The sequence below is a fragment of the Sulfurimonas sp. genome, assembly GCF_029027405.1.
Classification (GTDB): Bacteria; Campylobacterota; Campylobacteria; order Campylobacterales; family Sulfurimonadaceae; genus Sulfurimonas.
The window spans coordinates 1950460-1976026 of the sequence record NZ_CP093396.1; the positions used below are offsets into that span (position 1 = coordinate 1950460).

At 31.8% G+C, this 25567-nt stretch carries 20 protein-coding genes; 6 read left to right on the top strand and 14 right to left on the bottom strand.

Annotation, left to right across the window (positions count from 1 at the left end):
- Entirely contained in the window at positions 1-2172 is a 2172-nt protein-coding gene (flhA, locus tag MOV42_RS09370; protein WP_324170934.1) for a flagellar biosynthesis protein FlhA, read from the top strand.
- A 199-nt stretch (positions 2173-2371) separates the two neighbouring features.
- Here flhA and MOV42_RS09375 read toward each other — a convergent pair whose 3' ends face one another.
- Entirely contained in the window at positions 2372-3586 is a 1215-nt protein-coding gene (locus tag MOV42_RS09375; RefSeq protein ID WP_324170935.1) for an IS110 family transposase, read from the bottom strand.
- Positions 3587-3836: 250 nt separating this feature from the next.
- Here MOV42_RS09375 and MOV42_RS09380 point away from each other — a divergent pair, with 250 nt between their 5' ends.
- Positions 3837-4922 (top strand): phosphoesterase, encoded by a 1086-nt coding sequence (locus tag MOV42_RS09380; protein WP_324170936.1) that lies wholly within the window; start codon positions 3837-3839, stop codon positions 4920-4922.
- Here MOV42_RS09380 and MOV42_RS09385 read toward each other — a convergent pair.
- The 13 genes from MOV42_RS09385 to MOV42_RS09445 form a co-directional block, all read right to left on the bottom strand.
- Entirely contained in the window at positions 4919-6280 is a 1362-nt protein-coding gene (locus MOV42_RS09385) for an N-acetylmuramoyl-L-alanine amidase (RefSeq protein ID WP_324170937.1), read from the bottom strand. The genes MOV42_RS09380 and MOV42_RS09385 overlap by 4 nt on opposite strands.
- A 7-nt stretch (positions 6281-6287) precedes the next feature.
- Complete coding sequence (locus MOV42_RS09390) at positions 6288-7379, bottom strand: nitronate monooxygenase family protein (RefSeq protein ID WP_324170938.1); 1092 nt, start codon at positions 7377-7379, stop codon at positions 6288-6290.
- A complete protein-coding gene (gene tyrS / locus MOV42_RS09395; protein ID WP_324170939.1) occupies positions 7380-8579 on the bottom strand; it encodes a tyrosine--tRNA ligase in 1200 nt (399 codons plus the stop codon).
- A gap of 24 nt (positions 8580-8603) precedes the next feature.
- Complete coding sequence (locus tag MOV42_RS09400) at positions 8604-10757, bottom strand: RelA/SpoT family protein (protein ID WP_324170940.1); 2154 nt, start codon at positions 10755-10757, stop codon at positions 8604-8606.
- Positions 10758-10769: 12 nt separating this feature from the next.
- Positions 10770-10991 carry a DNA-directed RNA polymerase subunit omega gene (locus tag MOV42_RS09405; RefSeq protein ID WP_324170941.1) on the bottom strand — a complete coding sequence of 74 codons (222 nt, stop codon included), beginning with the start codon at positions 10989-10991 and terminating at the stop codon, positions 10770-10772.
- An 18-nt stretch (positions 10992-11009) separates the two neighbouring features.
- Positions 11010-11720, bottom strand: a complete 711-nt coding sequence (gene pyrH / locus MOV42_RS09410) for a UMP kinase (protein WP_324170942.1) — start codon at positions 11718-11720, stop codon at positions 11010-11012.
- 182 nt (positions 11721-11902) lie between these two features.
- On the bottom strand, positions 11903-12535 hold the full coding sequence (locus MOV42_RS09415) for a zf-TFIIB domain-containing protein (protein ID WP_324170943.1): 633 nt from the start codon (positions 12533-12535) through the stop codon (positions 11903-11905).
- Positions 12536-12538: 3 nt separating this feature from the next.
- On the bottom strand, positions 12539-13537 hold the full coding sequence (locus MOV42_RS09420) for an SPFH domain-containing protein (RefSeq protein WP_324170944.1): 999 nt from the start codon (positions 13535-13537) through the stop codon (positions 12539-12541).
- 66 nt (positions 13538-13603) lie between these two features.
- Complete coding sequence (locus MOV42_RS09425) at positions 13604-15892, bottom strand: nitrate reductase (RefSeq protein ID WP_324170945.1); 2289 nt, start codon at positions 15890-15892, stop codon at positions 13604-13606.
- A 77-nt stretch (positions 15893-15969) separates the two neighbouring features.
- Positions 15970-16590, bottom strand: a complete 621-nt coding sequence (locus MOV42_RS09430) for a 3'-5' exonuclease (protein ID WP_324170946.1) — start codon at positions 16588-16590, stop codon at positions 15970-15972.
- On the bottom strand, positions 16583-18415 hold the full coding sequence (locus tag MOV42_RS09435; protein ID WP_324170947.1) for a putative nucleotidyltransferase substrate binding domain-containing protein: 1833 nt from the start codon (positions 18413-18415) through the stop codon (positions 16583-16585). Before MOV42_RS09435 ends, MOV42_RS09430 begins: the two co-directional genes overlap by 8 nt.
- An 86-nt stretch (positions 18416-18501) precedes the next feature.
- Complete coding sequence (locus MOV42_RS09440) at positions 18502-20139, bottom strand: cation acetate symporter (RefSeq protein WP_416385454.1); 1638 nt, start codon at positions 20137-20139, stop codon at positions 18502-18504.
- A gap of 23 nt (positions 20140-20162) precedes the next feature.
- Complete coding sequence (locus MOV42_RS09445) at positions 20163-20480, bottom strand: DUF485 domain-containing protein (protein WP_324170949.1); 318 nt, start codon at positions 20478-20480, stop codon at positions 20163-20165.
- Between the two features lie 362 nt (positions 20481-20842).
- Between MOV42_RS09445 and MOV42_RS09450 the strand changes: the two genes are divergently transcribed.
- The 4 genes from MOV42_RS09450 (at position 20843) to MOV42_RS09465 (ending at position 25564) form a co-directional block, all read left to right on the top strand.
- Positions 20843-21097 (top strand): DUF4212 domain-containing protein, encoded by a 255-nt coding sequence (locus MOV42_RS09450; protein WP_321777822.1) that lies wholly within the window; start codon positions 20843-20845, stop codon positions 21095-21097.
- A 13-nt stretch (positions 21098-21110) separates the two neighbouring features.
- The gene (locus tag MOV42_RS09455; RefSeq protein ID WP_324170950.1) at positions 21111-23009 is read left to right on the top strand and encodes a sodium:solute symporter family protein; all 1899 of its coding nucleotides are present in this window, start codon (positions 21111-21113) and stop codon (positions 23007-23009) included.
- A gap of 129 nt (positions 23010-23138) precedes the next feature.
- Positions 23139-24953 carry a putative nucleotidyltransferase substrate binding domain-containing protein gene (locus tag MOV42_RS09460; RefSeq protein ID WP_324170951.1) on the top strand — a complete coding sequence of 605 codons (1815 nt, stop codon included), beginning with the start codon at positions 23139-23141 and terminating at the stop codon, positions 24951-24953.
- Positions 24953-25564 (top strand): 3'-5' exonuclease, encoded by a 612-nt coding sequence (locus MOV42_RS09465; RefSeq protein ID WP_321777819.1) that lies wholly within the window; start codon positions 24953-24955, stop codon positions 25562-25564. Before MOV42_RS09460 ends, MOV42_RS09465 begins: the two co-directional genes overlap by 1 nt.
- Positions 25565-25567 lie beyond the last annotated feature (3 nt).

A 25567-nucleotide genomic window follows, 5' to 3' on the forward strand; every position in this document is an offset into this window, starting at 1 on the left:
ATGGCGAGAAAACGAACTCTTAGGCAAAAAGTAGGTATAACTTTAAACTTTTTACTTGGACAAAAAGATTTAAGTGTTGTTGTCTTTGTAATGGCTATTCTTGCAATTATTATAGTTCCACTTCCATCTGCTGTACTTGATGTTTTACTAACTATTTCAATGTCAATAGCTGTTTTAGTTTTACTAATCTCTTTATATGTTCCAAAACCAACAGACTTAACAACTTTTCCAACTCTCATCCTCATCATCACACTCTTTAGGCTTTCTCTCAATGTTGCAACAACAAGAATGATTTTGAGCCACGGGCATGAAGGAAACGAAAATGTAAGTAGCATAATTACAAGTTTTGGTGACTTTGTTGTTGGTGGTAACTTTGTTATAGGTATAATTGTTTTTTCTATCTTAATTCTTATAAACTTTATGGTTATTACAAAAGGTTCTACAAGGGTTGCAGAGGTTGCAGCAAGATTTACACTAGACTCAATGCCAGGAAAACAAATGGCTGTTGATGCAGATTTGAGTGCTGGACTTATAGACGATGCAGAAGCAAAACAACGCCGTGCAGAGATTCTTCAAGATGCAAATTTTTATGGAGCTATGGACGGTTCTTCAAAGTTTGTAAAAGGTGATGCTGTTGCTGGTATTATCATTACACTTATTAACATTATAGGTGGGTTTCTCATAGGAGTTTTTCAACATGGGATGAGTGTGGGTGATAGTGCTTCTACCTTTACACTTCTTACTATTGGTGATGGTTTAGTTGGTCAGATTCCTGCTCTAATTATTTCAACAGCTACCGGTATTATGATTACTCGCTCTTCTGGAGATGGTGATAACTTCGCAGAAGGCACAATCAACCAAATGATGGGTAATGCAAAAATTATGATGATAGTTGGATTTATAATGATTTTATTTGCTTTAGTTCCAGGACTTCCTACTGCTTCTATGGGTTTTGTTGGTATTGTATTTGCACTTCTTGGTTGGTCTGTGTATAAGTACGAAAAAGGGGAATTTACTATTCTTGACCAAGATGATATCTTATCTCCTAAAGAAAAAGAACAACAACAAAAAGACAGATCTGCGGCTAAGCCAGAAAAATCAAATGAAGAAATAGCAAAAGAAGAAGAAAGTGCACTTGAAGACATACTAAAAGTAGAGATGTTAGAACTTACTCTTGGTTATCAATTAATACGACTTGCAGATAAATCGCAAGGTGGAGATTTATTAGAACGCATACGATCTATGAGAAGAAAAATTGCATCAGATTTTGGTTTTTTAATGCCTCAAGTTCGAATAAGAGACAACTTGCATCTAGACCCAGAACAATATCAAATAATGCTAAAAGGAATCTCAGTTGGAGAGGGTACAATAAAACCAGATAAATTTTTAGCTATGGATAGCGGTATGGCAACTGGAGAAATAGATGGAGAAGCTACAAAGGAACCAGCATTTGGCTTAGATGCTATCTGGATATTAGCTGAGCAAAAAGAAGATGCTATTATAAATGGTTATACAGTAGTGGATGCAGCAACTGTTATATCAACACATATGAGTGAACTAGTTAAACAAAATGCAGAAGATTTATTAACTCGTCAGGAAGTTCAAACACTTATAAATAAAATACAAATAGACTTTCCTGTTATTGTTGATGATGTCCTTAAGGTTGCTAGTATTGGTCTTATACAGCGTATATTTAAAGCTCTTTTACATGAAAAAATACCACTTAAAGATATGTTGAGTATCTTAGAAACTATTGCAGATATTGCCGAATATACTAAAAATGTAGATTTTATAACAGAACAAGTAAGAGCAAAACTATCTCGTGTTATTACACAAATGTATTCAAGTGAGGATGGTGTTATACGACTTTTAACTTTTGATACAGCTAGTGAGCAATTAATGCTTGAAAAATCTCAAGAAAAAGATGGGGTTAGAAACCTTTTACTGAGTGTAACGGAGATAAATCAACTTATTCAGGCAACTAGCACAAAAGCACATGAGTTACTACAAAAAGGTGTTTCTCCTGTTGTAGTTATAGTTGACCCAGGACTTCGTCGTGGTATAACAGAAATATTTGAGAGATTTTCTCTTGATGTTGTTACTCTTTCTCATGCAGAGATTGATTCAAGTGCAACATTTGAGGTCATGGGTTCAATTTCCATAGAACAATAAAACCATCCTATAAAGAATAGCTTAAACAGAAGCTAAACTTTATAGACATGAGTATGTTGTTTCATTATTTGAGTATTTTGTAAAAATGCTCAGATGATCAAATAAAAAAAGTAATACATTCTTGGTCAGTGTTCATTAAAATCTCATTGTTTTCACAAGTGCTAAAACTAATAAATTCGTGTTTGTTCTTTAGATATTTTTATCTTCTAGGTAAAAATACTCTTTTTGGTTCATACGGTTTATTGTATTTAAAAAGTGAATAGATTGTTGTTGCTAATTTTTTAGAGATAATGATTAAGGCTTCTTTCTTGCTTTTACCAGCAGAGACTTTATCATAGAAAACTTTGTTAAGTTCTATATTATGTCTTACAGAAGCAACAGCTGCCATATAAAGAGCATGCTTTGCTATTGGTATGCCACGCTTAGCGAGTCTACCAACAGATAAAGAGTTACCAGATTGGTATTGAGTAGGATAAAGTCCTAAGTAGGCTATAAAAGCTTTTGCAGAAGTAAAGCGTTTAATGTTTCCACACTCTCCTAAAACAGCAGAGATAGTTTTATCAGACACCCCTGGAATAGTTCTTATATTTTCAATAGCTGAATCTAGTTCTTCAATTTTGTTATAGAGTAAACTGTTTATTTGAAGCTCTATTTCATCTTTTTCTTGACAAAGAAGCTCTAATACCTTAAAATTAGTTCTAATCATTAAGGCTCTTGCTTCTTTAGCACGACCAGCATAAATTGAAGATTTAGAAAGTTCTATTAAGAATTTAGCTTTTTCTTCATTGAAGTTGTTACCTTTGATATGTCGAAATAACTTAGTCAGCTTCTTTGGCGTAGCTTTAGAAATATCCACAGCTGTTGGGTAAGCTTTAATGGTTACTATAGCTGTCTTAGAAAAAATATTTGGAAAGACTTTATTAATTTCTGGATTAACAGTTGCTATCACAGTAGAAATTTCTCTCTTAATGGGTTTTATCTTATCTGATAAAGATTTTTTTAATCTTCCTAAAACTTTAAGTGACTGATAATCATCGTTAGAGATATAACTCTCTTTGTACTTATCACTAGCTAAAAGCTCAGCAATAACTAATGCATCAATAGAATCATTTTTAATCTTTCTCATAGTGCTAAAATCTCTATATTTAGCTGTTTGATAAGAGTTTAAAAGAACTACTTTATAATCTGCATCAGTTATATACTCATATAGATTTTCACTAAAAGCTCCAGTTGACTCTACTCCAATAATGAAATCATCATTATTTAAAGAGAGTTCAGCAAACTTTGCAAGTAAATCTCTAAGCCCTAAAACATCTGAATAAATCCAGAATTGTTTTACAGCTATTTCTCTAGTATCATCTAAGATACAAACATAATGCTTCTCTTTGGCTACATCTATTCCTACATAGTACATAATACACCTCTTGTTATTAGTTTAGCGATCTCATAGCTTCGTGTTATACGAGGTAGAAATGTTCAATTTCTCCTCAGCATCCTATAGATGATTTAGTAAAGCTAACACAAGACGTTTTTTGTGTTGCTACATATAGTCCAAAAAGGAAAGAAACCTGTTTATAGTTAGCTTTTGTGAAAACCATGAGTCTTTAATGAACTCAACCATTTTATAGTATTTGGTTGGTTAATGTATTATACGAAGGGAAAAAATGAAAAGACAAACTATACATCACCTATCGCATATTGACTTAGATGGATACAGTTGCCAATTTGTAATGAGATACACTCCATATAAAATATTTAACTACAACGCTAATTATGGAGCAGAAGTAAGACAAAAACTTGAACTTATTATAGAAAATATAAAGAAAAATAAAGATAGTGCTATTATTTTAATTACCGATTTAAATTTAACTAATGATGAGTCTAGGTGGTTAAATGGTGAAGTTCATAAGATTAATGATACCCATAAAATGGATATAACTTTAACTCTACTTGATCATCATGGAAGTGGAGAAAGTAGTGCAAATAAATATAAATGGTACTACCTTGACACTGAGCGTTGTGCAACTAAAATCACTTATGATTATGCGAAAGAAAATTTTTCTCTAGATGAACCTGAGTGGATGGAAAAATTTGTAAATATAGTAAATGCTGTAGATTTATGGAAACAAGAAGAAGTGGAAAACTTCGAACTTGGAAAGGTTTGTATGCGACTTATAACTGAAACAAGAGAGCTAAATAAAGTTATGTTTGCAGAAATTGACACTAATTATAAACTTTCACTACTGCTAGAAGCGACAAAATATATAAATGAAGAAAATGCTCATATCTTACTAGATGAAAAAATTCACTCAATAAAAAAAGATTTTTTTAAAGTAGATAAGAATGATACTCTTGATAATCTAGCTACTAAATATATAGTACAACTATTAGGAGATGCTAGAGCTGAAAAAACTATTTATTATAAAGGTTATAGAGGTTATTTAAGTTATGGTGTAGGTAATACTTCGATAATAGGAAATGGTTTTTTACTTGCTTATCCAGAATATGATTTTATTGTAGATGTAAGCTACCGAGGAGCAATGAGCCTAAGAGCAAATAACCAAGTAAGTGTTTCTCAAATATCAAAAGAGTGGGCGAATGGAGGTGGACATCCAAATGCGGCGGGTGGAAGAATTGTAGGATTTAAAGAGCAATATCGTTATGATAAAGTTAAACAACAGATAGAAAAAGTCATAAATGACAAAGAAGCAGTTGCTGGAGATTTGGAGTATAAAAAAGAAGATATTTAATTTCTACTATTGTAAAAATATCTTTCTATTCCATTTGCTAGACCCAAAGCCATAGTTCTTCTATATTTAGAATTAACTAATCGTGTAGCTTCTTTTGGGTGTGTTATAAAACCAACTTCTACTAAAACTGCTGGCATCTGAGCACCAACAAGTACCCAAAAAGGGCCTTCACGAACTCCACCATCTTTAACTTTATACTTTTTTAAACTGCCTAACATTCCTCTTTGTAGATCAATTGCAAGCTTGTTTGAAGCTAAAATTTTATGATGATTTAAAAACTTTAAAAAAGTATTTTTACCATATCTATTCATCTCACTTAAATCTGCCGAGTTCTCTTTTGCTGCAATACTCTCAGCTCTTGAAGACTTAGAAGGAGATAAAAAATAACACTCTATGCCATGAACTTTATGAGCGTTCCTTTTAGGAACTGCATTTGCATGAATACTTATAAATATATCTGCTTTTTTAGTATTTGCATACTTCGTTCTTTTACTTAGCTTTACAAACTTATCACGATTTCTCGTCATATAAACTTTATAACCACGAGATGCTAAAATTTTTTTTAACTCCTGAGAAATTTTAAAAACAATTATTTTTTCTCTGTACCTTTTATACCCAACTGCTCCTGGGTCTTTTCCGCCATGTCCAGCATCTATCACTATTATTTTTTGTCTATCTACTCTTTTTGGAGTTGTTATTTTTTTTGATGAAGTTTTTATATATATAAGTAGTTTCATAGATTCTTTTTTAAAACTTATTTTTAGTTTTTTAGAGTTTTCTATAACTAGACGAAGTGTATTAGTGTTATATTGTGCAATTTTTATTCTATTTATACCATGTTTTCTAAGACCTTGTGAAGAAGTTAACATAGAAGCATGTATATCAAAAACATATCTATACTTTTTTTTAAATCTATCGTAAAGTGTAAAATAATTAATCTGATTAGAGCGAAGTTTTTTATCAAAACTTAGTATTAGTCTATCATTTCTCCATCTAATTGATTTTAGTTTATGTGTTGATTTTATTTTTAGATTTTTTACTTTTTTTATAACTTTAGATTTTGGAGCTTTATAAGTAGTCTTGGGCTTTAAGTTTGAGAGTTCTTGTGAGTATTGTGATATATCAATATGAAGTTTCCTTCCACTTTTTACTATACCATCTAATGCTTTGAATCTAAGCTTATTATCTTCACTCATAATAGAGCGAAGATATAGATTTTTGTAATCATTATATGCGCGAAACTGATTGGATTTTGTACCACTTTTCATAAAGCCATTTGCGCGTTTTAGAATCTCATTATCGCTTAATGCGTGAAGTGCAATGACTACCAAAAAAAGTAGAGTAATTAAGCGAAACATTCTGTGTTTATTCGCCTTGTATCAGTTTATTCATCAACTCTTTTACTGAGATAATTTCGTTTAGTCTATAACCATTTGTTCCTGAAAAGAATAACCCTGTTTCAGTATTCCCCATAAAAGCATCACTAAGTCTATCGGCTATACAAAAACCAACTTCTTTTGCTTCTACTCCACGATTACAAGGTGATACACAGTTAGATATACATTTAATTGCTGGACCTTCTCTTTTTTCAACTAAATGAGTTAAGTTTGTAACAATTCCTTGCGCAGGATAACCAACAGGTGAACCCATAAGTTTTATGTCATCTTTTTTAGCATTTAGAAGTACTGTTTTAAAGTTATCATGAGCATCACATTCATGTGTTCCTATAAAACGGGTTCCCATTTGAACACCAGATGCACCAAGAGCCATCATCTCTTCTATATCACTCTTGTCCCAAACACCACCAGCAGCAATAACAGGAATATCTCCCCATTTAGAAGCTTCTTCTACAACAGGTGAAACAAGGTTTTCTAGCTGGTTTTGAGGTAATTTGCACTGCTCATAAGTAAAACCTTGATGCCCACCACTTTTTGGTCCTTCAAGTACAACAGCATCTGGAAGTCGGTTATATCTTTTTTGCCATCGTTTACAGATGATTTTAAGAGCCTTTGCAGATGATACAATAGGAACTAGAGCAACATCAGGATAACCTTCTGTAAACTCTGGCATATTTGTTGGAAGCCCTGCTCCTGTTATTATAATATCAATCCCAGATTCACAAGCATTTCTTACAACATCACCATAACCATTAATAGCATATAAAATATTTGCTGCTAATGGTTTATCTCCACATATTTTTCGAGCATTTTGTATAATTTTATCAAAACCCTCTTTTGAGTAGAAATTTGCCTCGCTTAGAGGTCTGTTTGATACTAGCTTCTGTGCATAAGCCTTATCTTCATAGTAACCTGTTCCAACTGAACTTACAACACCAAGTCCACCCTCCTTTGAAACATTACCGGCTAAACCATCCCAGCTAATACCAACACCCATACCACCTTGGACTACTGGCTTGTCAATAATATATTTTCCAATTTTCAGTGACTTAAAACTCATCTAATTAACCTTTAATTTTGCAAACTTTCTTTTTCCAACTTGTAGTATATAACTACCACTTTGTAGCTGTAAATTTATATCAGATATTTTATCTTGGTTTATTTTAACAGCACCTTGCTTAATATCTCGCCTTGCTTGAGAAGTTGATGGTTCAATATTACAATCTACTAAGGCTTTTGCTATCCAAACCTTACCTTCGCAAGAAAATTCTTCAATATCTGTTGGTATTTGACTTTTAGCATGAACTCTATCAAACTCTGCTTTTGCTCTCTCTGCTTCTTCTTTTGAGTGATACCTTGTAGTTATTTCTATTGCTAAATCTTCTTTAACAACTTTTGGATGCATTGAACCATCTGCAACACCACTTTTTATAGTTGAAATTTCATCTAAAGTTTTTGTACTTAGCAACTCGAAAAATCTCCACATAAGTTCATCATTTATACTAAGAACTTTTCCAAACATATCATTTGGTGCATCTGTTACACCAATATAGTTGTTTAAAGATTTACTCATTTTTTGTACGCCATCTAAACCTTCCAAGATAGGCATCATTAAAACAGCTTGTTGTTTTTTTACATCATAAGTTTTTTGAAGCTGTCTTCCCATTAAAAGATTAAACTTTTGGTCAGTTCCACCTATTTCTATATCACTCTTTAGATGCACACTATCATATCCTTGAAGAAGTGGGTACATAAACTCACTAACAGCTATCGGAGTATTACTCGTATATCTTTTTGAAAAATCATCACGCTCTAATATTCTAGCAACTGTAAGTGTAGATGCTAACTCCAACATTCCATTTGCTCCAAGAAGCTCTAGCCAATCATTATTATATACAATGTCTGTTTTACTTTCATCTAAGATTTTAAAAGCTTGAGTTGTATAGCTTGTAATATTTTTAGTTATATCATTTTTACTTAACACTTTTCTTGTAGTATTTTTTCCAGTAGGGTCACCAATAGTTGCAGTAAAATCACCAATTAAAAATTGAACTCTTCCACCATATTTTTGAAATGTTGCTAACTTTTGAAGTAAAACAGTATGCCCTAAGTGTAGATCAGGGGCAGTTGGATCAAAACCAGCTTTCACTGTATATGTTTCTCCAGTCTCAAAATACTTAGTCAATAATTTTTCAATTCTTTGTATATCGATTATCTCAGCACTACCTCTATTTATCTCTCTTAAAGCTTCTTCTAGCATATATATATTCCTAAGTATTTAATTTTATTTGTATGCGTCATCTGTTCGTATTAGATGTATAACTTTTACTTTTTGTTCCATTTTAAGCTGAAGTGCATTTGTACTTGATTCTTTTGACTCAAAACTCATCTCACAATAGCGAGTAGACTCACTATCATTTTTGCCTAATTCTATAGAATTTATATCTATATTTAACATAACTAAAAAGTTTAAAAAATCTGCTAAAGTTCCTTTACCACTATGAAGAGAGACTATTAAATTATAATTATATATATTTTGCTTTTCCCATTTAACAAAAATCAGAGGCTCATTTACTTCTAATTTTTTTGTAGCGATTTTACACATTTTATGGTGAATATGCACTTTTAACTTTTCGCTGAAACCTATTATTTCATCACCAGATTTTGGATGACAACAGTAGTCAAATACAACACCGTTTATGTATGAAGCACTAAAAAGTTCTATAGAACGAAAACTATATGCTCTTAATTTAAATCTATGACGAGATAAAAATCTTTTGAATCTAGAAGTTTTTCCTATTTCTAAAATATATTTGTGAATCATCTCTCGAAAAAAATCAACTTCATAATTTAAACCTATTTTTTTTTCATAACCATTACCAATAAACCATTCTTTAACTCTTGAAAATTTTAAATTCATTGCTGTTGCTATGATATTTATACTAGCTTTCACATTTATTTCTTTTATTCTAGCATTACAGTTTAGTTGCATATTTGTTTGTGCTTTAGAAGTTTTAACCGCATCTATCCAACTACATCTTGTGATAACTTCATCTGCTGTTATTATTTGAACAATATCACCATTTTCAAGCTTACTTAGTAATGGTTGTTTTTCTTTGTTTATCAGTGCAGACACTGCTTTATTTCCAACTGCAGTATGTACGCAATAAGCATAATCAAGAGCAACAGCAGCACGAGGAAGCGTAAATGGTTCTCCTTTTGGAGAAAATACAGAAATATCTTCAGAATATAAATCATTTTTCATCAAAGCATAAATATCTTCAGCCGAACTATCTGATTCATTTTGAAAATCTAAGTTTTGTAACCAATCAAGTTTTATATTATTTCCACCGCTTTTATATTTCCAATGAGCAGCAACACCAAGTTCAGCAGTTTGGTGCATATCGAAAGTTCTTATTTGAACTTCAAATATCGCTGTATTAAAAAAAACAGTAGTATGAATAGTTTGGTAACCATTATCTTTTGCAACAGCTATATAATCTTTAAATCGTGAAGAGAGTGGTTGAAATTCTAAATGTATAAGCCCTAAAATACTGTAACATTTAACAGGGTCGATGGTTAATACTCTAACTGCTAATAAGTCAAGCACTTCATCAATACTCACACCTTTTCTTTGCATCTTTAAATAGATAGAATAAGTATGTTTAACACGAGAAAGTATTTCAAAATCATCTTCACAAAAACCATTTTTTGATAAAAGTTTATGAATTTTTTCTTTAAAATCATTTAATTTCATCTCTAAGGCATGGTAATTTGTGTCAAGATAGTTATCAATATGATGTTTGTCTTCTTTAAAAAGGTATGAAAAGCTTATGTCTTCGAGCATATTTTTTAAAAAACTGATTCCCAAACGATGAGCTATTGGGGCATATACGACAAGTGTTTCTTCTGCAATTCTAAGTTGTTTATGTTCTGGCAAGGCATCTAGAGTCAACATATTGTGAAGTCTGTCACATAGTTTTACAACTAATACTCGGACATCTTCTATGCTTGCTATCAACATTTTACGAAAAGATAAGGCTGAAACTACAAGTCTTTCATTTGAATTTGAAGGTATTAACTCAGAGTCACGAATAGTATCAATCTTTGTCAATCCTTCAACTAAATGAGCAACATCACTACCAAAAACTTCAATTACTTTTTCAATACTTATCTCTGTATCTTCAACAACATCATGAAGCAACGCAGCAATAGCCATAGACTCATCACTTGTAATAGAAGAAACTATAGATGCTACTAAAATTGGATGGATTATATATGGTTCTCCGCTCTTTCGTTTTTGATTTTTATGAGCGATTTTTGCGTATTTTAATGCTTCGTGTAGTTTTTCACTTTCATCTATTTGAGTAAATAGAAAGTTCTGTGCTGAGTCAACATCATGGAGATGCTTTATTTTTGCAATATTTAGTTGACTCATATTAAGGTTGACTTACTTTTCTATATCTATAAAGCCTTTAACTCGTAAAAGGCCTTGTGCTATTTCCATAAGAGCTAAGTCTGCCGCTTTTATACTCTTTGGATCAATATTTAATTTACTTGTTGCACCATTTAAAAGCTCATCAGTTCTTTTTGATACTGCTATTGCTAATTGGTAATTATCCATATTTGGATTATCTTCTAATATTTTTGCTGTTAATTTTTCTATTTTCATTCTGTTAATTTCCTTTCTTTACTTTACTATTGAGCAATTTTTTAAGTTGCCATTTACTATATCTAAAATATTACCTTTTCTATTCATATCACAAACTATAATTGGTAAATTATTATCTTTTGCTAAAGCTATTGAGGTATCATCCATAACTTTTATATGATCCATTAAAGCTTCTTCATAACTAATTTCTGGAAGCTTAACAGCATCGCTATATTTTGCTGGATCTTTATCATAAACTCCATCTACTTTAGTCGCTTTAATAATAACTTCTGCACCAATTTCAATCGCTCTTAAAGTTGCAGCAGTATCAGTTGTAAAAAATGGGTTACCAGTTCCTGCTCCAAAAATAACAACACGACCTTTTTCTAAATGACGCACTGCTTTACGGTTGATATATGGCTCTGCAATTTGTTCCATCTTAATTGCTGTTTGTAGTCTTGCATTAAGACCTGCATGTTCGCAAGCTTCTTGCATAGCGACAGCATTTATAACAGTTGCTAACATTCCCATATAATCAGCACTTGTTCTTTTAATAATTCCATCTTTTGCGGCAGTTACACCACGAATAATATTACCACCACCAATAACTATGCCAACTTCTATATCAGCATCTACGAGTGATTTTATCTCTTGAGAGATATAATTTAAAATTTGTGTGTCAATTCCATGACCTGCTTCACCTGCTAAAGCTTCACCTGAAAACTTAACCAGTACTCGTTTTTTAGCCATGCTCTAAACCTTTTTATCTCTTTTAAAATCCGTGAATTATACTTAAAAATCTCTTTTGTTTTGCTTTAAAAATATTTTCAATAAGATTATAAAGATACAAAAGAATCTATTTCAGAAAAACTACAGCTCTATTTTGCTCCTTATAATCTAAAATGTTTTCTAGCATCTGAGCTAAGTTTTAATTACCATCTACTTGAGAAAAAGATATCTTCTAGCAATTCAAATACACTAAAGTCATCATTGACTTTATCTGTAGTATATTTTTGTTTTTTTGTTTTTGTTTTTGTTTTTAAGGATTCTTTTTTCTCTTTAATTGTACTTATACCACCAGTTTTTACCCATTCCATAATATGACGCAACTCACCTGAATCAAGCCATATACCATGGTCTATACATGAATCTGCAATAACTCCACTTCTTCCCATAAAATTTTTACGTTGCATCATTTTTTTACATACAGGACATTTACGATAAGTTAAAATATCAATATGTCGTGGATTCTCTGAAAGTTTAGCTAGTTTTATCAAGTCAACATTTCTAGAACCTTTAACAGATTTTTCTATCATTATCTCCAGCTCATTTACATCAAAAAACAGTCCATAGCAACTTTGACATCTCTCAATATACAAAGGAAGCTTTTTACCTATATTTATAGTTTGCATTTGTGTATGACATAAAGGACAGTTGCGTTTTTGTTCAGGACGCATATTTACAAATTCAACATCATTTAAGTCGATATCGTTTCTTGTACCGCAATATTCACAAATAATTCCGCTTTTTGGTATTGGTGCAGAACAACTACTACATTTTGCCATCAGTTATAACTCTTGAAGAATTGATTTCTTTTTCAAAGAATATTCATCCTCACTAATAAGACCTTCACTATAAAAAGATTTAAGCTCTCGTAAACGCATTCCCAAATCTTTAGATTTTTGTTCATTTTTAGCAAATGGTTCATTCATAGTTTGAGACAATGCATTTCCTGCACCCATACCCATAAATACTCCTGCTGCTCCAGCTTCATTTTTTGCTGCATCTTTTAGTGCATCTAATTGTTGAAGTTCCCTATAAGAGACTCCCGCAGTTGAAGCAGCATGCATATCAGCACTTACATCAGCTATCTTATTTATGCGAGTAATTGTATCTTCATCAAATTCAGTTCCCTCTATACGAAAATCGATAAGCTTAAAACCCAACCTATCAAAATCCGACTGAAGTATTGAAGTCAAATCTTTAGCTATCTCATTACGCTTTGCATCTACTTCTGCATATGACAATTTCTTTTCTGCTAAATAATCTGTAAGGGGATGGATTAATCGGTTTACCATTACATCACGAAGTTTACTGACTCTAAATATTTCATCTCCACCGACCACTTGTGTAAAAAATAGTTTTGCATCTGAGATTTGAATGCTGTAATTACCAAATACACGAAGAGCTACCGGAAAATTATATTTTGGATCATCATATTTTATACTAGAAAGTGTTCCCCATTTTTGATCTAAAATTCGTGTTCGTTTATAAAAATACAAACCAACTTTATGTTCACTTTCAAATGCTTGCATAATCTTTGTTATAGTAGTCCAAAATGGAACATTACTAGTTTCTAGATTTACAATACCTTCTTCTTCAACTACTGCTGTAACTTTTCCTTCATAAACAAAAATACATCCTTGTCCTGGTCCTACAATAAGTTTTGAAGCATTTTTTATTTCATCACCATTTTCAGACCACTGATAAAAAAGCTCATTATCATTTATATTTTCCCACTCAATTACAGAGCGTAACTGTCGTTTTATTCCATCCCATAGTGCCATAGTTAGAGTCCTATTGATTTTATTGTACATATGATAACACAAATTTAAATAATACGATAAGAACCTCTAAAGAGCCATCTCTTTTTCTTTTAGTGTCACACCTTCATAAGCAGTTTTTATATGTTCAATCTCTCCTTTGACTTCCTCTTGTTGTAATACTAATCCATCAGGGGTTTCTTGTGAGTGAAGTTGAATTGCAGTTTGCTTAAAATTTGGCTCTCCAGATTTTGGACAAAAGCTATCATTTGTTAAATTATTTACAAGTTGAGTATTAAAATGAAAAGGAACAAAAACAGTGTTTGGTGCTACGCTTTGTGTAACTCTAACCATAATATCATCAACTCTTCCTCTAAGACTTGAAATAGACAATCTTTCTCCACTTTTAACCTTTAATTTTGTAGCATCTAAGGGATTTATATCTATCCATGCTTCAGGGGCTAAATCATTAAGTATTTCTATGCTTTTTGTTTTTGTACGAGTATGCCATTGCTCAACCGTTCTTCCTGTGTTTAATATAGCTGGAAATTCTTCACAAATAGGCTCTGCCATAGGAAACCAATCTAAACAAAGAAGGTTTGCTTTTTCATCTTTAGTTTTAAAAGGCATATCAGGAGTATAGAGTCTTGGTGTTCCAGACGGATTTTTCTCATTACAAGGCCATTGAATTCCACCTAATTCTTCAATTAGCTTATAATTAATACCAGAATAATCACAAAGTTGCCCACGACTTACCTCTTTAAACTCATTAAATGCATCAAGTGGAGTTTTCCAATCTTTAAATAACAACTCTTTTACATCTTGAAAATAAGAAGAAAAATCAACAATTATATCAAAATCACTTTTAGTATTACCTAGTGGTTCAACAGCTTTATTTGCTTTATTACATCGTCTCTCAGAGTTTGTAAAAGTTCCTTCTTTTTCTCCCCATGTTGCTGCTGCAAAGACTACATCAGCAATCTCGGCAGTATCACTCATAAACGCATCTTGAACTACTAACAAGTCAAGTTTTGCTAATGTTTTTCTAAGTTTATTTTGATTTACAAAACTTACAAGTGGGTTTGTAGCAACTATCCAAAGTGCTTTTATTTCCCCTCTATCTATAGCATCTATAATTTCTGCATATTTATATCCACGCTCACGAGGAATAATTTCACTAGGTACGCCTATGATGTCTGCATACTCTTGTAAAGCTTTTTCATCTCCAAAGTTTCTATATCCTGGCAAAGATGAAGTAAATCCACTTTCTCTTGCTCCCATAGCATTACACTGACCAGTTATAGAAAAAGGTCCAGCTCCTTCTTTACCTATTTGCCCCGTTAAAAGATGTAAATTAATTATTGCACTTACTGTATCTGTTCCCATAAAAGATTGATTGACACCCATTGTCCAAGCACTTAAAACTGCATCTTTAGCTACAAACTCTTTTGCTATTTCATAAAGTGTCTTAACATCGATGCCCGTAATATTTGCTACTTCTTGAGGTGGATAATTTTGAAGATGTTTTTTAAGTTCTTTATAACCATTTATATTTGCTTTTATATAACCTTCATCTTCCCAACCTTGCTCAATAATAATATATGCAAGACCGTTAAAAAGTGCTAAGTCTGTTCTTGGCTTAAGAGGAACAAACAAGTCTGCCATTTGAGAAGTTTTTGAGGCTCGTGGGTCTATGACTATAATATGAGGTTTATTTTTATTTTTTTTAATATGAAGTTTTAATATAGGATGATTATCTGCTATGTTTGCGCCGATGAGTATGATTGTATTTGCTTTTTGAAAATCTTCATAGCTACCAACAGCTCCATCAGAGCCTAATGATTGCTTATACCCCATTACTGCAGATGCCATGCATAGGGTTGTATTTCCATCAAAATTATTTGTTTTTAGCCCGAGTTGAACAAACTTACCTAGAGTATAGAACTCTTCTGTTAAAAGTTGTCCTGTTCCTATAACACCGACTGCTTTAGTTCCATGTTCATTAGAAATTCTTTTAAACTCATCTGAAACTTTTCTATAAGCGTCTTCCCATGAACTATAAACCAACTCACCATTTTTTTTTATCAAAGGTGTTGTAACCCTATCTGGAGAATTTATGAGCTGGTGTTCACTTAAACCTTTTGGACAAAGTGTTCCCATATTTACAGAGTGTGCAGGATTTCCTTTCGTATAAACAGCTCGTCCATCTTTAACACCGATGTATAAACCACACCCTACTCCACAATAACCACAAGTTGAAAAAACCCATTTATCAGGCTTTTTTTCATCACTTATCATTCCAAATGTTGAGTCATTTGAGAGTTTATACTTATCTGCTTTAATATCAAAGCCTAAAAAATCTTTTAGTCTATTTATCATTTGATGCTCCATTTAGTAAACTATAGCATAAGAATATCTGAGAGAGTAGAACTAAAAGATTAAAATTTAAACACTAATTATTTTATTTTTACTTTTGATTGATTTTTTAATTTTAAAAATATCATTGATGTCATAAGTGCATCGTTAAAAGCATCATGTTTTGAAAGCTTTGGCAACTTTAACTCTTTTATAATCGTGTCAAATCTTAAGTCTATATTTCCTTGAGGAATTGTCTCAATTTTCCAATCATAATATATTTCTGATGTTTCTAAAGCTTTATTTGGAAGAGTAATACCAATAGCTTTTTTAGTGTATTTGTTCACCATAGCAATATCAAACTCTAAAAAATACCCAACTAAAGTTCTGTTTCCGATAAACTCTAAAAAATCATATATAACTTCATCAATATTTTCAGCATTATCTAAATCACACTCTCGTATATGATGTACCTTTATAGCTTCACTTTGAAGTTTAGTCTTAGGTTTTACAAACTTTACAAATTTTTTACTAGCTATTATCGTATTGTTTTTTATGATAACTGCTCCAATAGAGATAATATCATCATTTACTCTATCTAAGCCTGTTGTCTCACAGTCAAAACATACATATTCATCTTCATGTGGTTTGTCAAAAAGATACAAATACTTATCGTTAGTGAGCTTTTTTTTATTAAAATAATTTTGTATCTTTTTAAGCATAGTTCAACTTGTATCTATATTCTAGTTTTTTCTTTAGTTTGTTTATAATTTTAAAAGAATCTTTTAATAAATCTTTATCCATTCGAGATAAATTCTTTGGTGATATAAAATTATCTACTTCATGCCCTGAGTCAAGTTGCTCTAGGTGAGAGTTTAATTTTATAGTATTTAAAAAGTTAAAGGCTTCACTCAATTCCGCTGCAAATTCAGAATCCAATACTCCTTTTTCTTCTAAATCTATAATTCTTCTTAAAGTATTAGAGCGATATAACTTATGCTCCAAACTTAAACTTCTAATACTTTGTACCAAGATGAATATACCACCTTTTTTAATATCTATCTCATCTTTATGATTTTTGTCATATACGAAACCATCAAATATACCTAATGGTATATCAAAACTCATAATTACCTTTGCAAAGTTTGTATAAAACATTTGAGAATCTGAACATACTTTAAATATATAAGCTTTTAACTCTTTTATAAGCTCAACATCTCCTGAAGCACAAAGAGCATCATAAAAAATAGCAAGATTCATAAAATCATCACCTGATTTTTTAGTAATCCATGAGTAAATCAAATCTTTAAACTCACTTACAGTTCTAGTCCAATATGGATTTGACACCATAATATTACCTTCGCATCTAGGAAAGCCAAAATCAACAATGATTTCTGTCAACTCTTTTGTATACTTATCTAAATCATCTTTAGAAATAGTGCAATCATCTCTAATGATTAAAGCATTATCTTGATCAGTTTTAATTACTTGCTCGCCTCTTCCTTCACTTCCCATAACTAAAAAGCAGTAGTTTCCAAGTAGTTTTTTTGGAGCAGTAAGAAGGATAGCTTTGTCTATTATTTTTCTATTTAGCTGATTGATTAGCTTACTTATAAAACCGATTCTCACACCTTTTGCATTAAGAGATCTTACAATTTTTATGATGGAAAAAGATGCATGTTTCAACTCTTCAAGTGTCTCTGCATTTGCGATTTCATTTGAGACAGAAAAAGTATGTGTCGCAAAAAAACTAGAAAGTGACATTTGGTCTAGTATTCCAACTATAACATCATTATCATCTTTTACTACAACTCTTTTTATACCATGTTTTGTCATGGTTAATTGAGCGTTAAATAAAAAGTCATTTTCATTTACACAGATTAAATTTCCTGTACTTATCTTAGAAACTTTATCATCATACTCCATTCTATTTAATATAACTTTTTGTCTAAAATCAGAGTCAGTTATGATAAATACTTCTCCATCAGAATCTTTTAACAAAAGAGTTGGAACTTTTTCTTTTTTTATTATCGTTGCAGCGTCAAAAATTGTTGTGTCATAAGAGGCAAAAACAGCTCTGTGGACTTTAGCATCTTTAACTTTTGCAATCATTATATTTGCAAGGTCTTTATTTTTTTCATTTGCTATGTATGAATTTAGTTTTTGAGATATTGACTGAAAAAAGTAACTTTCAAGGTCTTTATTTTTATATAGAGTCTTTTTAAATATATCTTTTGGTAGAGAGTAGCAAATAGTCTCTTCAATAGCTGTGAAACTATTTTTAGAATGATTTTCTATTATGGAAATTGGGTCAAAAAATTCATTTGTAGAAAATAGAGAAATCACCTCTTCTTCAGACTTTTCCTGAACAAGTCCTTTTACTATAAAATAAAGGGCAATTGGACTATCTCCATCTTTTTGTATTACTTCATTTTTTTTGTAGTAAATAACATCTAAATTTTGTGAAAAATTATCAAGTTCACTCTGGGAAATATTGCTAAAAGGATGTATGTTTTGTAAAAAGCTTGTTAACTCGTGTGCGCTCATATATTGACTCCATAAAAATTTATGAAATTATATCAAAAGCAAGATGTAAATCTACCAAAGAAGGAAAACTTCTTTGGTAAAAAAAATTAATGGTCAACAGCGCCTTCAGCACCAAAACCAGTTTCAGATCTAACACTTTGAGCGATAAAAGCTTTTTCTTCATCTTTAGCTCTTTGAGACTTATCTGTAATAGAGAAGAACCAAATACCAACAAATGCAGCAGTTACAGAGAAAAGTGCAGGATATGCGTATGGGAAGATTGGTTTAGCATTACCTAAAACACCAACCCAAACAACAGGACCAAGGATAACTAGTGTTACTGCAGTAGTTAAACCAATAAAGCCACCTATTAAAGCACCTCTTGTTGTCAATTTAGACCAGTAAATTGATAAGAAAAGAATAGGGAAGTTTGCAGATGCAGCGATTGCAAAAGCAAGACCAACCATAAAGGCAATATTTTGATGTTCAAAAGCGATACCTAAAATAACACCAATTACACCAATAATAATTACAGAAATTTTAGAAACTTTCATCTCTTTAGCTTCATCAGCATTACCTTTACAAATAACATTTGCATAAATATCATGTGATATAGATGAAGCACCTGCTAATGTAAGACCAGATACAACCGCTAAAATAGTAGCAAAAGCAACAGCTGAAATAAATCCTAAGAAAACATCTCCACCAACAACTTTAGACAAGTGAATAGCAGCCATATTGTTTCCACCGAATAATTTTCCATCAACAAAAAATTCTTTCGCAATTGCAACATTTTCAGGAGTTAAATAAACAATAGCACCTAAACCAATAACTGCAATAACAAGGTAAAAATAACCAATAAAACCAGTAGCATATACAACTGACTTTCTAGCTTCTTTTGCATTACCAACAGTAAAGAATCTCATAAGAACATGTGGAAGACCAGCAGTACCTAACATTAATGCTAGTCCTAAAGAAATAGCAGAAATAGGATCTGTTATCTTACCTTTATCTGATGGAGCCATAATATCTTGTCCCCAACTATGAGTTTCAACAGCTTTTGCTGCTAAAGCTTCAAAAGAAAAGTTAAAGTTATTTAAAATCATTAATGCCATAAAAGTTACACCAGATAGTAAAAGAATAGCTTTAATAATTTGTACCCAAGTTGTAGCAAGCATACCACCAAAAGTTACATATACAATCATCATTACACCAACTAAAACAACTGCCCACTCATAAGGAAGACCAAATAAAACTTGAATAAGTTTACCAGAACCAACCATTTGTGCAATTAAATAAAGAGTGACAACTGATAATGAACCAAAAGCGGCAAGAGTTCTTATCTCTTTTTGTCCAAGTCTATAAGCTGCAATGTCTGCAAATGTATATTTTCCTAAGTTCCTTAATTTTTCTGCCATTAAAAATAAAATTACTGGCCAACCAACTAAAAATCCAACAGCATATACTAGACCATCATAACCTTGTAAATATACAAGACCAGAAAGACCAAGAAAAGATGCGGCAGACATATAATCACCCGCAATTGCCATACCATTTTGAAATCCTGAGATTCCACCACCAGCAGTATAGAAGTCACTAGCTGATTTAGTTTTTTTAGCTGCCCAGTAAGTAATACCTAGCGTTGCACCAACAAAAATAAAGAACATAATAATTGCAGGAATATTAATCTCTCTTTGAACTGCTTCAAATGTAGCATCTCCACCAGCAAATGCTGCAACAGCCATTAACGCTAAAACAAATATTAATCTCACAGAGCATCCTTTATATCTTCATGAAGTGAGTTTGTTAAATCTTCAAACTCACCATTCGCTCTTCTTACATATATAAGTGTTGTAATAAAACTTATAATAATAATAGCAGCCGCAACAGGGAATGCCCATGTCATAACACCTGTTTCACTTATCTTTACAGCTAATAACTCTTTATCAAATGCAATAACTAATATATAACTATAAAACATTGTTAAAACAAATATAGCTAGTTTTAATGCAAAACTACTTCTTTTTGAAACTAATTCTTTATACTTAGGATTAGCTTGAATTTTTTCTGCCAACTCTTGGTTCATTTTTTCCTCCATAATTTATTGATTGTTTTAAATTTACCCTTAAAAACAAAAAATCGATTCGATTATATAACTTCAACTTTAACCTAATATACTATTCAAGGTAATTTACATGTAAATATATAAATTTGGTAACTTTTCGCTACATTTAAAGAGAGATGAAAATAAACATACATAAATATGAAAACATAGAATATAAAAATATAATTTTTTATTTATGTTTCTTTTCTACACATAAATATAAAATTTCCTAACTTTTTTAATAAAACTCCACTTTGCTATGTTCATGCTATTTTGCACCTCTATGATTAAACTTGAAAAATATCGAGGAACCTTGATATTTAAATTTACCACTAGGAGACCCTATGAATAAGGAAGCTGCAGAAGCTTATTGGAAAGAAAATATATCATTAATTCTTAAATTATTGGTTGTTTGGTTTGTTGTTTCGTATGGTTGCGGGATTATCTTTATAGATGAACTTAATGCTATTACATTTGCAGGATTCAAGCTTGGATTTTGGTTTGCACAACAAGGTGCTATATATGTATTCTTAATTCTTATTTTTGTTTACGCAAAAAGTATGGAAAGACTTGAAGAAAAATACGACATTCACGAATAATTAAGGGGATACAATGGAATTACAAAGTTTAATTTATTTATTTGTTGGTACTTCTTTTGCACTATATATAGCAATCGCTATTTGGGCAAGAGCTGGATCTACAAAAGAGTTTTACGTTGCGGGCGGTGGTGTACACCCTGTCTTAAATGGTATGGCAACTGGGGCAGACTGGATGAGTGCTGCTTCTTTTATCTCACTTGCGGGTATCGTTTCACTAAAGGGTAGTGACGGTGGTGCTTACTTGATGGGTTGGACAGGTGGTTATGTACTACTTGCAATGCTTTTAGCACCTTACTTAAGAAAATTCGGTAAGTTTACTGTTCCTGACTTCGTTGGTGACAGATACTATTCTGATGTTGCTCGTACTGTTGCAGTTGTTTGTGTAATCTTTATTTCATTTACATATGTTGCTGGTCAAATGAGGGGTGTAGGTATCGTTTTTTCTAGATTCTTACAAGTTGATGTAAATATGGGTATTTATATTGGTATGGGTATCGTTTTCATATATGCTGTTCTTGGTGGTATGAAAGGTGTTACATATACTCAAGTTGCTCAATATTGTGTTATGATTTTTGCATTTACTGTTCCTGCAATTTTCCTTTCACTTCAAGTTACAGAAACATTCTTGCCACAAATCGGTTTTGGTGGAACTATTCCATTCCAATTCGATGATGGTATCAGGATGATAGATTCTGGTACTTACTTACTACATGCACTTGATACATCTATGACTGATCTTGGTTTTGGTATGTATACTGAAAGTCATGCTGGTACTTGGAATGTATTTATGCTTACTACAGCACTTATGCTTGGTACTGCTGGTCTTCCACATGTTATCGTTAGATTTTTTACTACACCAACTGTTGCTGGTGCACGTATTTCAGCTGGTTGGGCTTTATTGTTTATTGCTATTCTTTATACACAAATTCCAGCGGTTGCAGGTTTTGCTCGTCTTAACTTGATTAAAAACTTACAAAATGTTGAGTATGCTGCCTTTGTTAAAGGTGAAACTAAACATGCTGATGGCACAATCAACAATGGTTACTGGTTTAAAAACTGGGAAGAATCTGGTCTTATAGCTTGGACAGATAGAAATGGCGATGGTAAAATTCAATTTGCTTCAGGTAAAGCATTTGAAGGTGGAAAAGGTAAACCTAAGTTTACAGAAGGAAGAGGTGCAAGCGGTGAGCGTTTAACTTCTAACTCAATGCCTTCTCATACTGCAACTGCAGAAGAAATGAGAGCTAATGGTAAAATCATTAATGAACTTTACCTAGATAGAGATATTATCGTTCTTGCGAATCCAGAAATTGCTGGTCTTCCAAATTGGGTAATTGCTATTATCGCAGCGGGTGGTTTAGCAGCAGCTCTTTCAACAGCAGCTGGTTTATTACTTGTTATTTCAACTTCAATTTCACATGACCTTTTAGGAAATGTAATTATGAAAGATCCAAAAACTGGTAAATCAACATTAAGCGAAAAAGCAGAGTTAATGAGTGCTCGTCTTGCAGCAGTTGCTGCCATTATGGTTGCTGGTTACTTAGGAATACACCCTCCAGGGTTTGTTGCACAAGTTGTTGCATTTGCTTTCGGTCTTGCTGCTGCATCATTCTTCCCTGCTATTTTGTTAGGTGTTTTCTATAAGAGAATGAACAAAGAAGGTGCAATTGCTGGTATGGCGAGTGGACTAATATTCACTTTCGGATACATTATTTACTTTGTATTCATGGGCGGAGATAAAGCTGATTATCTATGGGACATTGCTCCAACAGGTATCGGTACAATTGGTATGTTATTACACTTCATCGTTGCGTTAGTTGTAAGTAGTATGACACCTCCACCACCACAAGAGATTCAAGATCTTGTTGAAAGAATTAGAATCCCAAGAGGAGCTGGCGGAGCAACTCACTAGAGTTACTCTCCAACTAAACGAAACAAGCCGAAACACTCGGCTTGTTTTCCTTTTCTTATAACCTTTTCTTAATATATCTCTTACGACTTATGTGATACCTTAATAAAAGATTACTTTTAAAGGCAATAAATGAGTTTACACGATCAAGAAGCATTTTTAAAATCTATTCACCCTTTTGAACTACTTACACACAAAGAGCTTACAAGAGCCGTCAATTCTATGGATATTGCTTATTATAAAAAAGATCAAGTTTTAATTTCCCCAAATCATATTTCAGAATTTTTATATTTAATTATTAAAGGTGAAGTTGGTGAGTATCATAAAGATGAGCTTATTAAGGTCTATCACAACTCCAATACCTTCGATGCCGATTCACTTATATACGATAAGACGGAGGATACTTTCACTGTTTTAGAAGAGCTTATATGTTTTGAAATGAAAAAAGAAGATTTTAAATCTTTACTAGACTCAAACGATGCTTTTAAAGAATTTTATATTAGTGATTTAGCAAATAAAATTCAATCTGCAAAACAAAAAGAATATACAACACAAATGTCAGGGTTTATGATAGCTCGCATTGTTGATTCATATCTACATGCTCCTTGTATTGTTAATGCTGATACACCTATTATGGAAGCCTTACATAAAATGGAAGAAATCAAGACAAATTGTATCTTGGTCAAAGATAGCGATGGCTGTGGAATAGTTACAGATAGCATCCTTAGAAAACATATTTTATATAATGATTATGATAAGAATGGACCTATTGGACCAATTGCTCTAAGACCTATTATTACTTTAGAACATGATGACTTTTTGTTTAATGCTCTGCTAGCATTTACTAAAAACTCTATAAAAAGAATTATAATTACAAAAGATGGAGAAATTCTAGGTGTATTAGAGCAACTTGATTTACTTAGCTACTTTGCAAATCACACATATCTTGTAGCTGTTCAAATTAAAAAAGCAACTTCTATTGAAGAGTTGAAACTTGCAAGTCATGATTTTATAAATATAATAAAAAAACTTCATGATAAAGGAACTAAAGTTGAGTATATCTCAAAACTTATTGCTGAGTTAAATGAGAAAGTATACGAAAAACTATATGAAATGATTGTTCCTGATGAACTTGCTACAAATGCTTGTCTAATCGTTATGGGAAGTGAAGGCAGAAAAGAGCAGATGCTAAAAACTGACCAAGATAATGCTCTTATCATTAAAAATGGTGTTGATGTTGCCCAGTACGAAAAGTGTATGAAAGAATTTACTAAAACTCTCATAGAATTTGGATTCCCTGAATGTGAGGGAAATATTATGGTTTCAAATGAGTATTGGAGAAAAAGCTTCGATGATTTTAAAAATGAAATACTAAGATGGCTAGAAGCACCAAACAAAGATGACTACATGAATTTAGCTATCTTTTTTGATTCTATTGCTGTTGCTGGAGATGTTAAACTGCTTGATGAACTTAAAGACATCATATATGAAAATGTAAAAGATAAAGATGTTTTTTTAGCAAACTTTGCAAAAGCAGCACTTTTATTTGAAACACCTATTGGTATGTTTACAAAACTCATCTCAACAAATGATCAAATAGATATGAAAAAAGGTGGTATCTTCCCAATTGTTCAGGGAATAAGAAGCTTGGCACTAGAAGAAGGCATAAGAGAAACAAACACGAACAATAGAATAAGGCTCTTAGCTAAAGCAAATGTATTGGATAAAGAATTTGCTAATATAGTAGAAGAAGCCTTTGATACTCTACTAAATCTTAGACTCAAAGAGAGACTAAAAGCAATCGGGCATGAAGAAGATGCAAATAACTTCATAGATGTGCAAAATCTAAATGACATGGAAGCAGACTTATTAAAAGATAGTTTTAAAATTGTCAATAAATTTAAAAACTTTTTATCTCATCATTTCAAAATAAGTATGGTTGGATAATGTTTGCAAAAATAAAACAACATTTCAATAGAAAGAATTTAACAAATGAAGATTACTCATTTTTATTTGATGAGGCACCAGAAGATGAATATGTTGTATATGATACTGAAACAACAGGCTTAAATCCAAAAGTTGATGAAATATTATCTATTGGAGCTTTGAAAATTCGTGGGGATAAAATTATTACCTCTGAGAAGTTTGAATTATTTGTTCAACCAACAAATCTTATTAGTGAAGAGAGTATTAAAATTCATCAAATAAGAAATATAGATTTGCAAAATGGAAGTAAACCTGATGAAGCTTTAGATAAATTTTTACACTTTGTTGGCTCTCGCCCTCTAATTGGGTACTATCTTGAGTTTGATGTTGCAATGATAAATAAATATTTAAAGCCATACCTTGGGATAACACTGCCACAAAAACAGATAGAAGTTTCTAGTATGTACTATGATTTAAAAACAAAATTTATACCAAATGCAAATATAGATCTTAGATTTGATACAATTATGAAAGATTTAGGATTACCTATATTTGGAAAACATGACGCAACCAACGATGCTATCATGACGGCTATGATTTACCTGAAATTAAAAAACATAGATAGAATTTAAAAC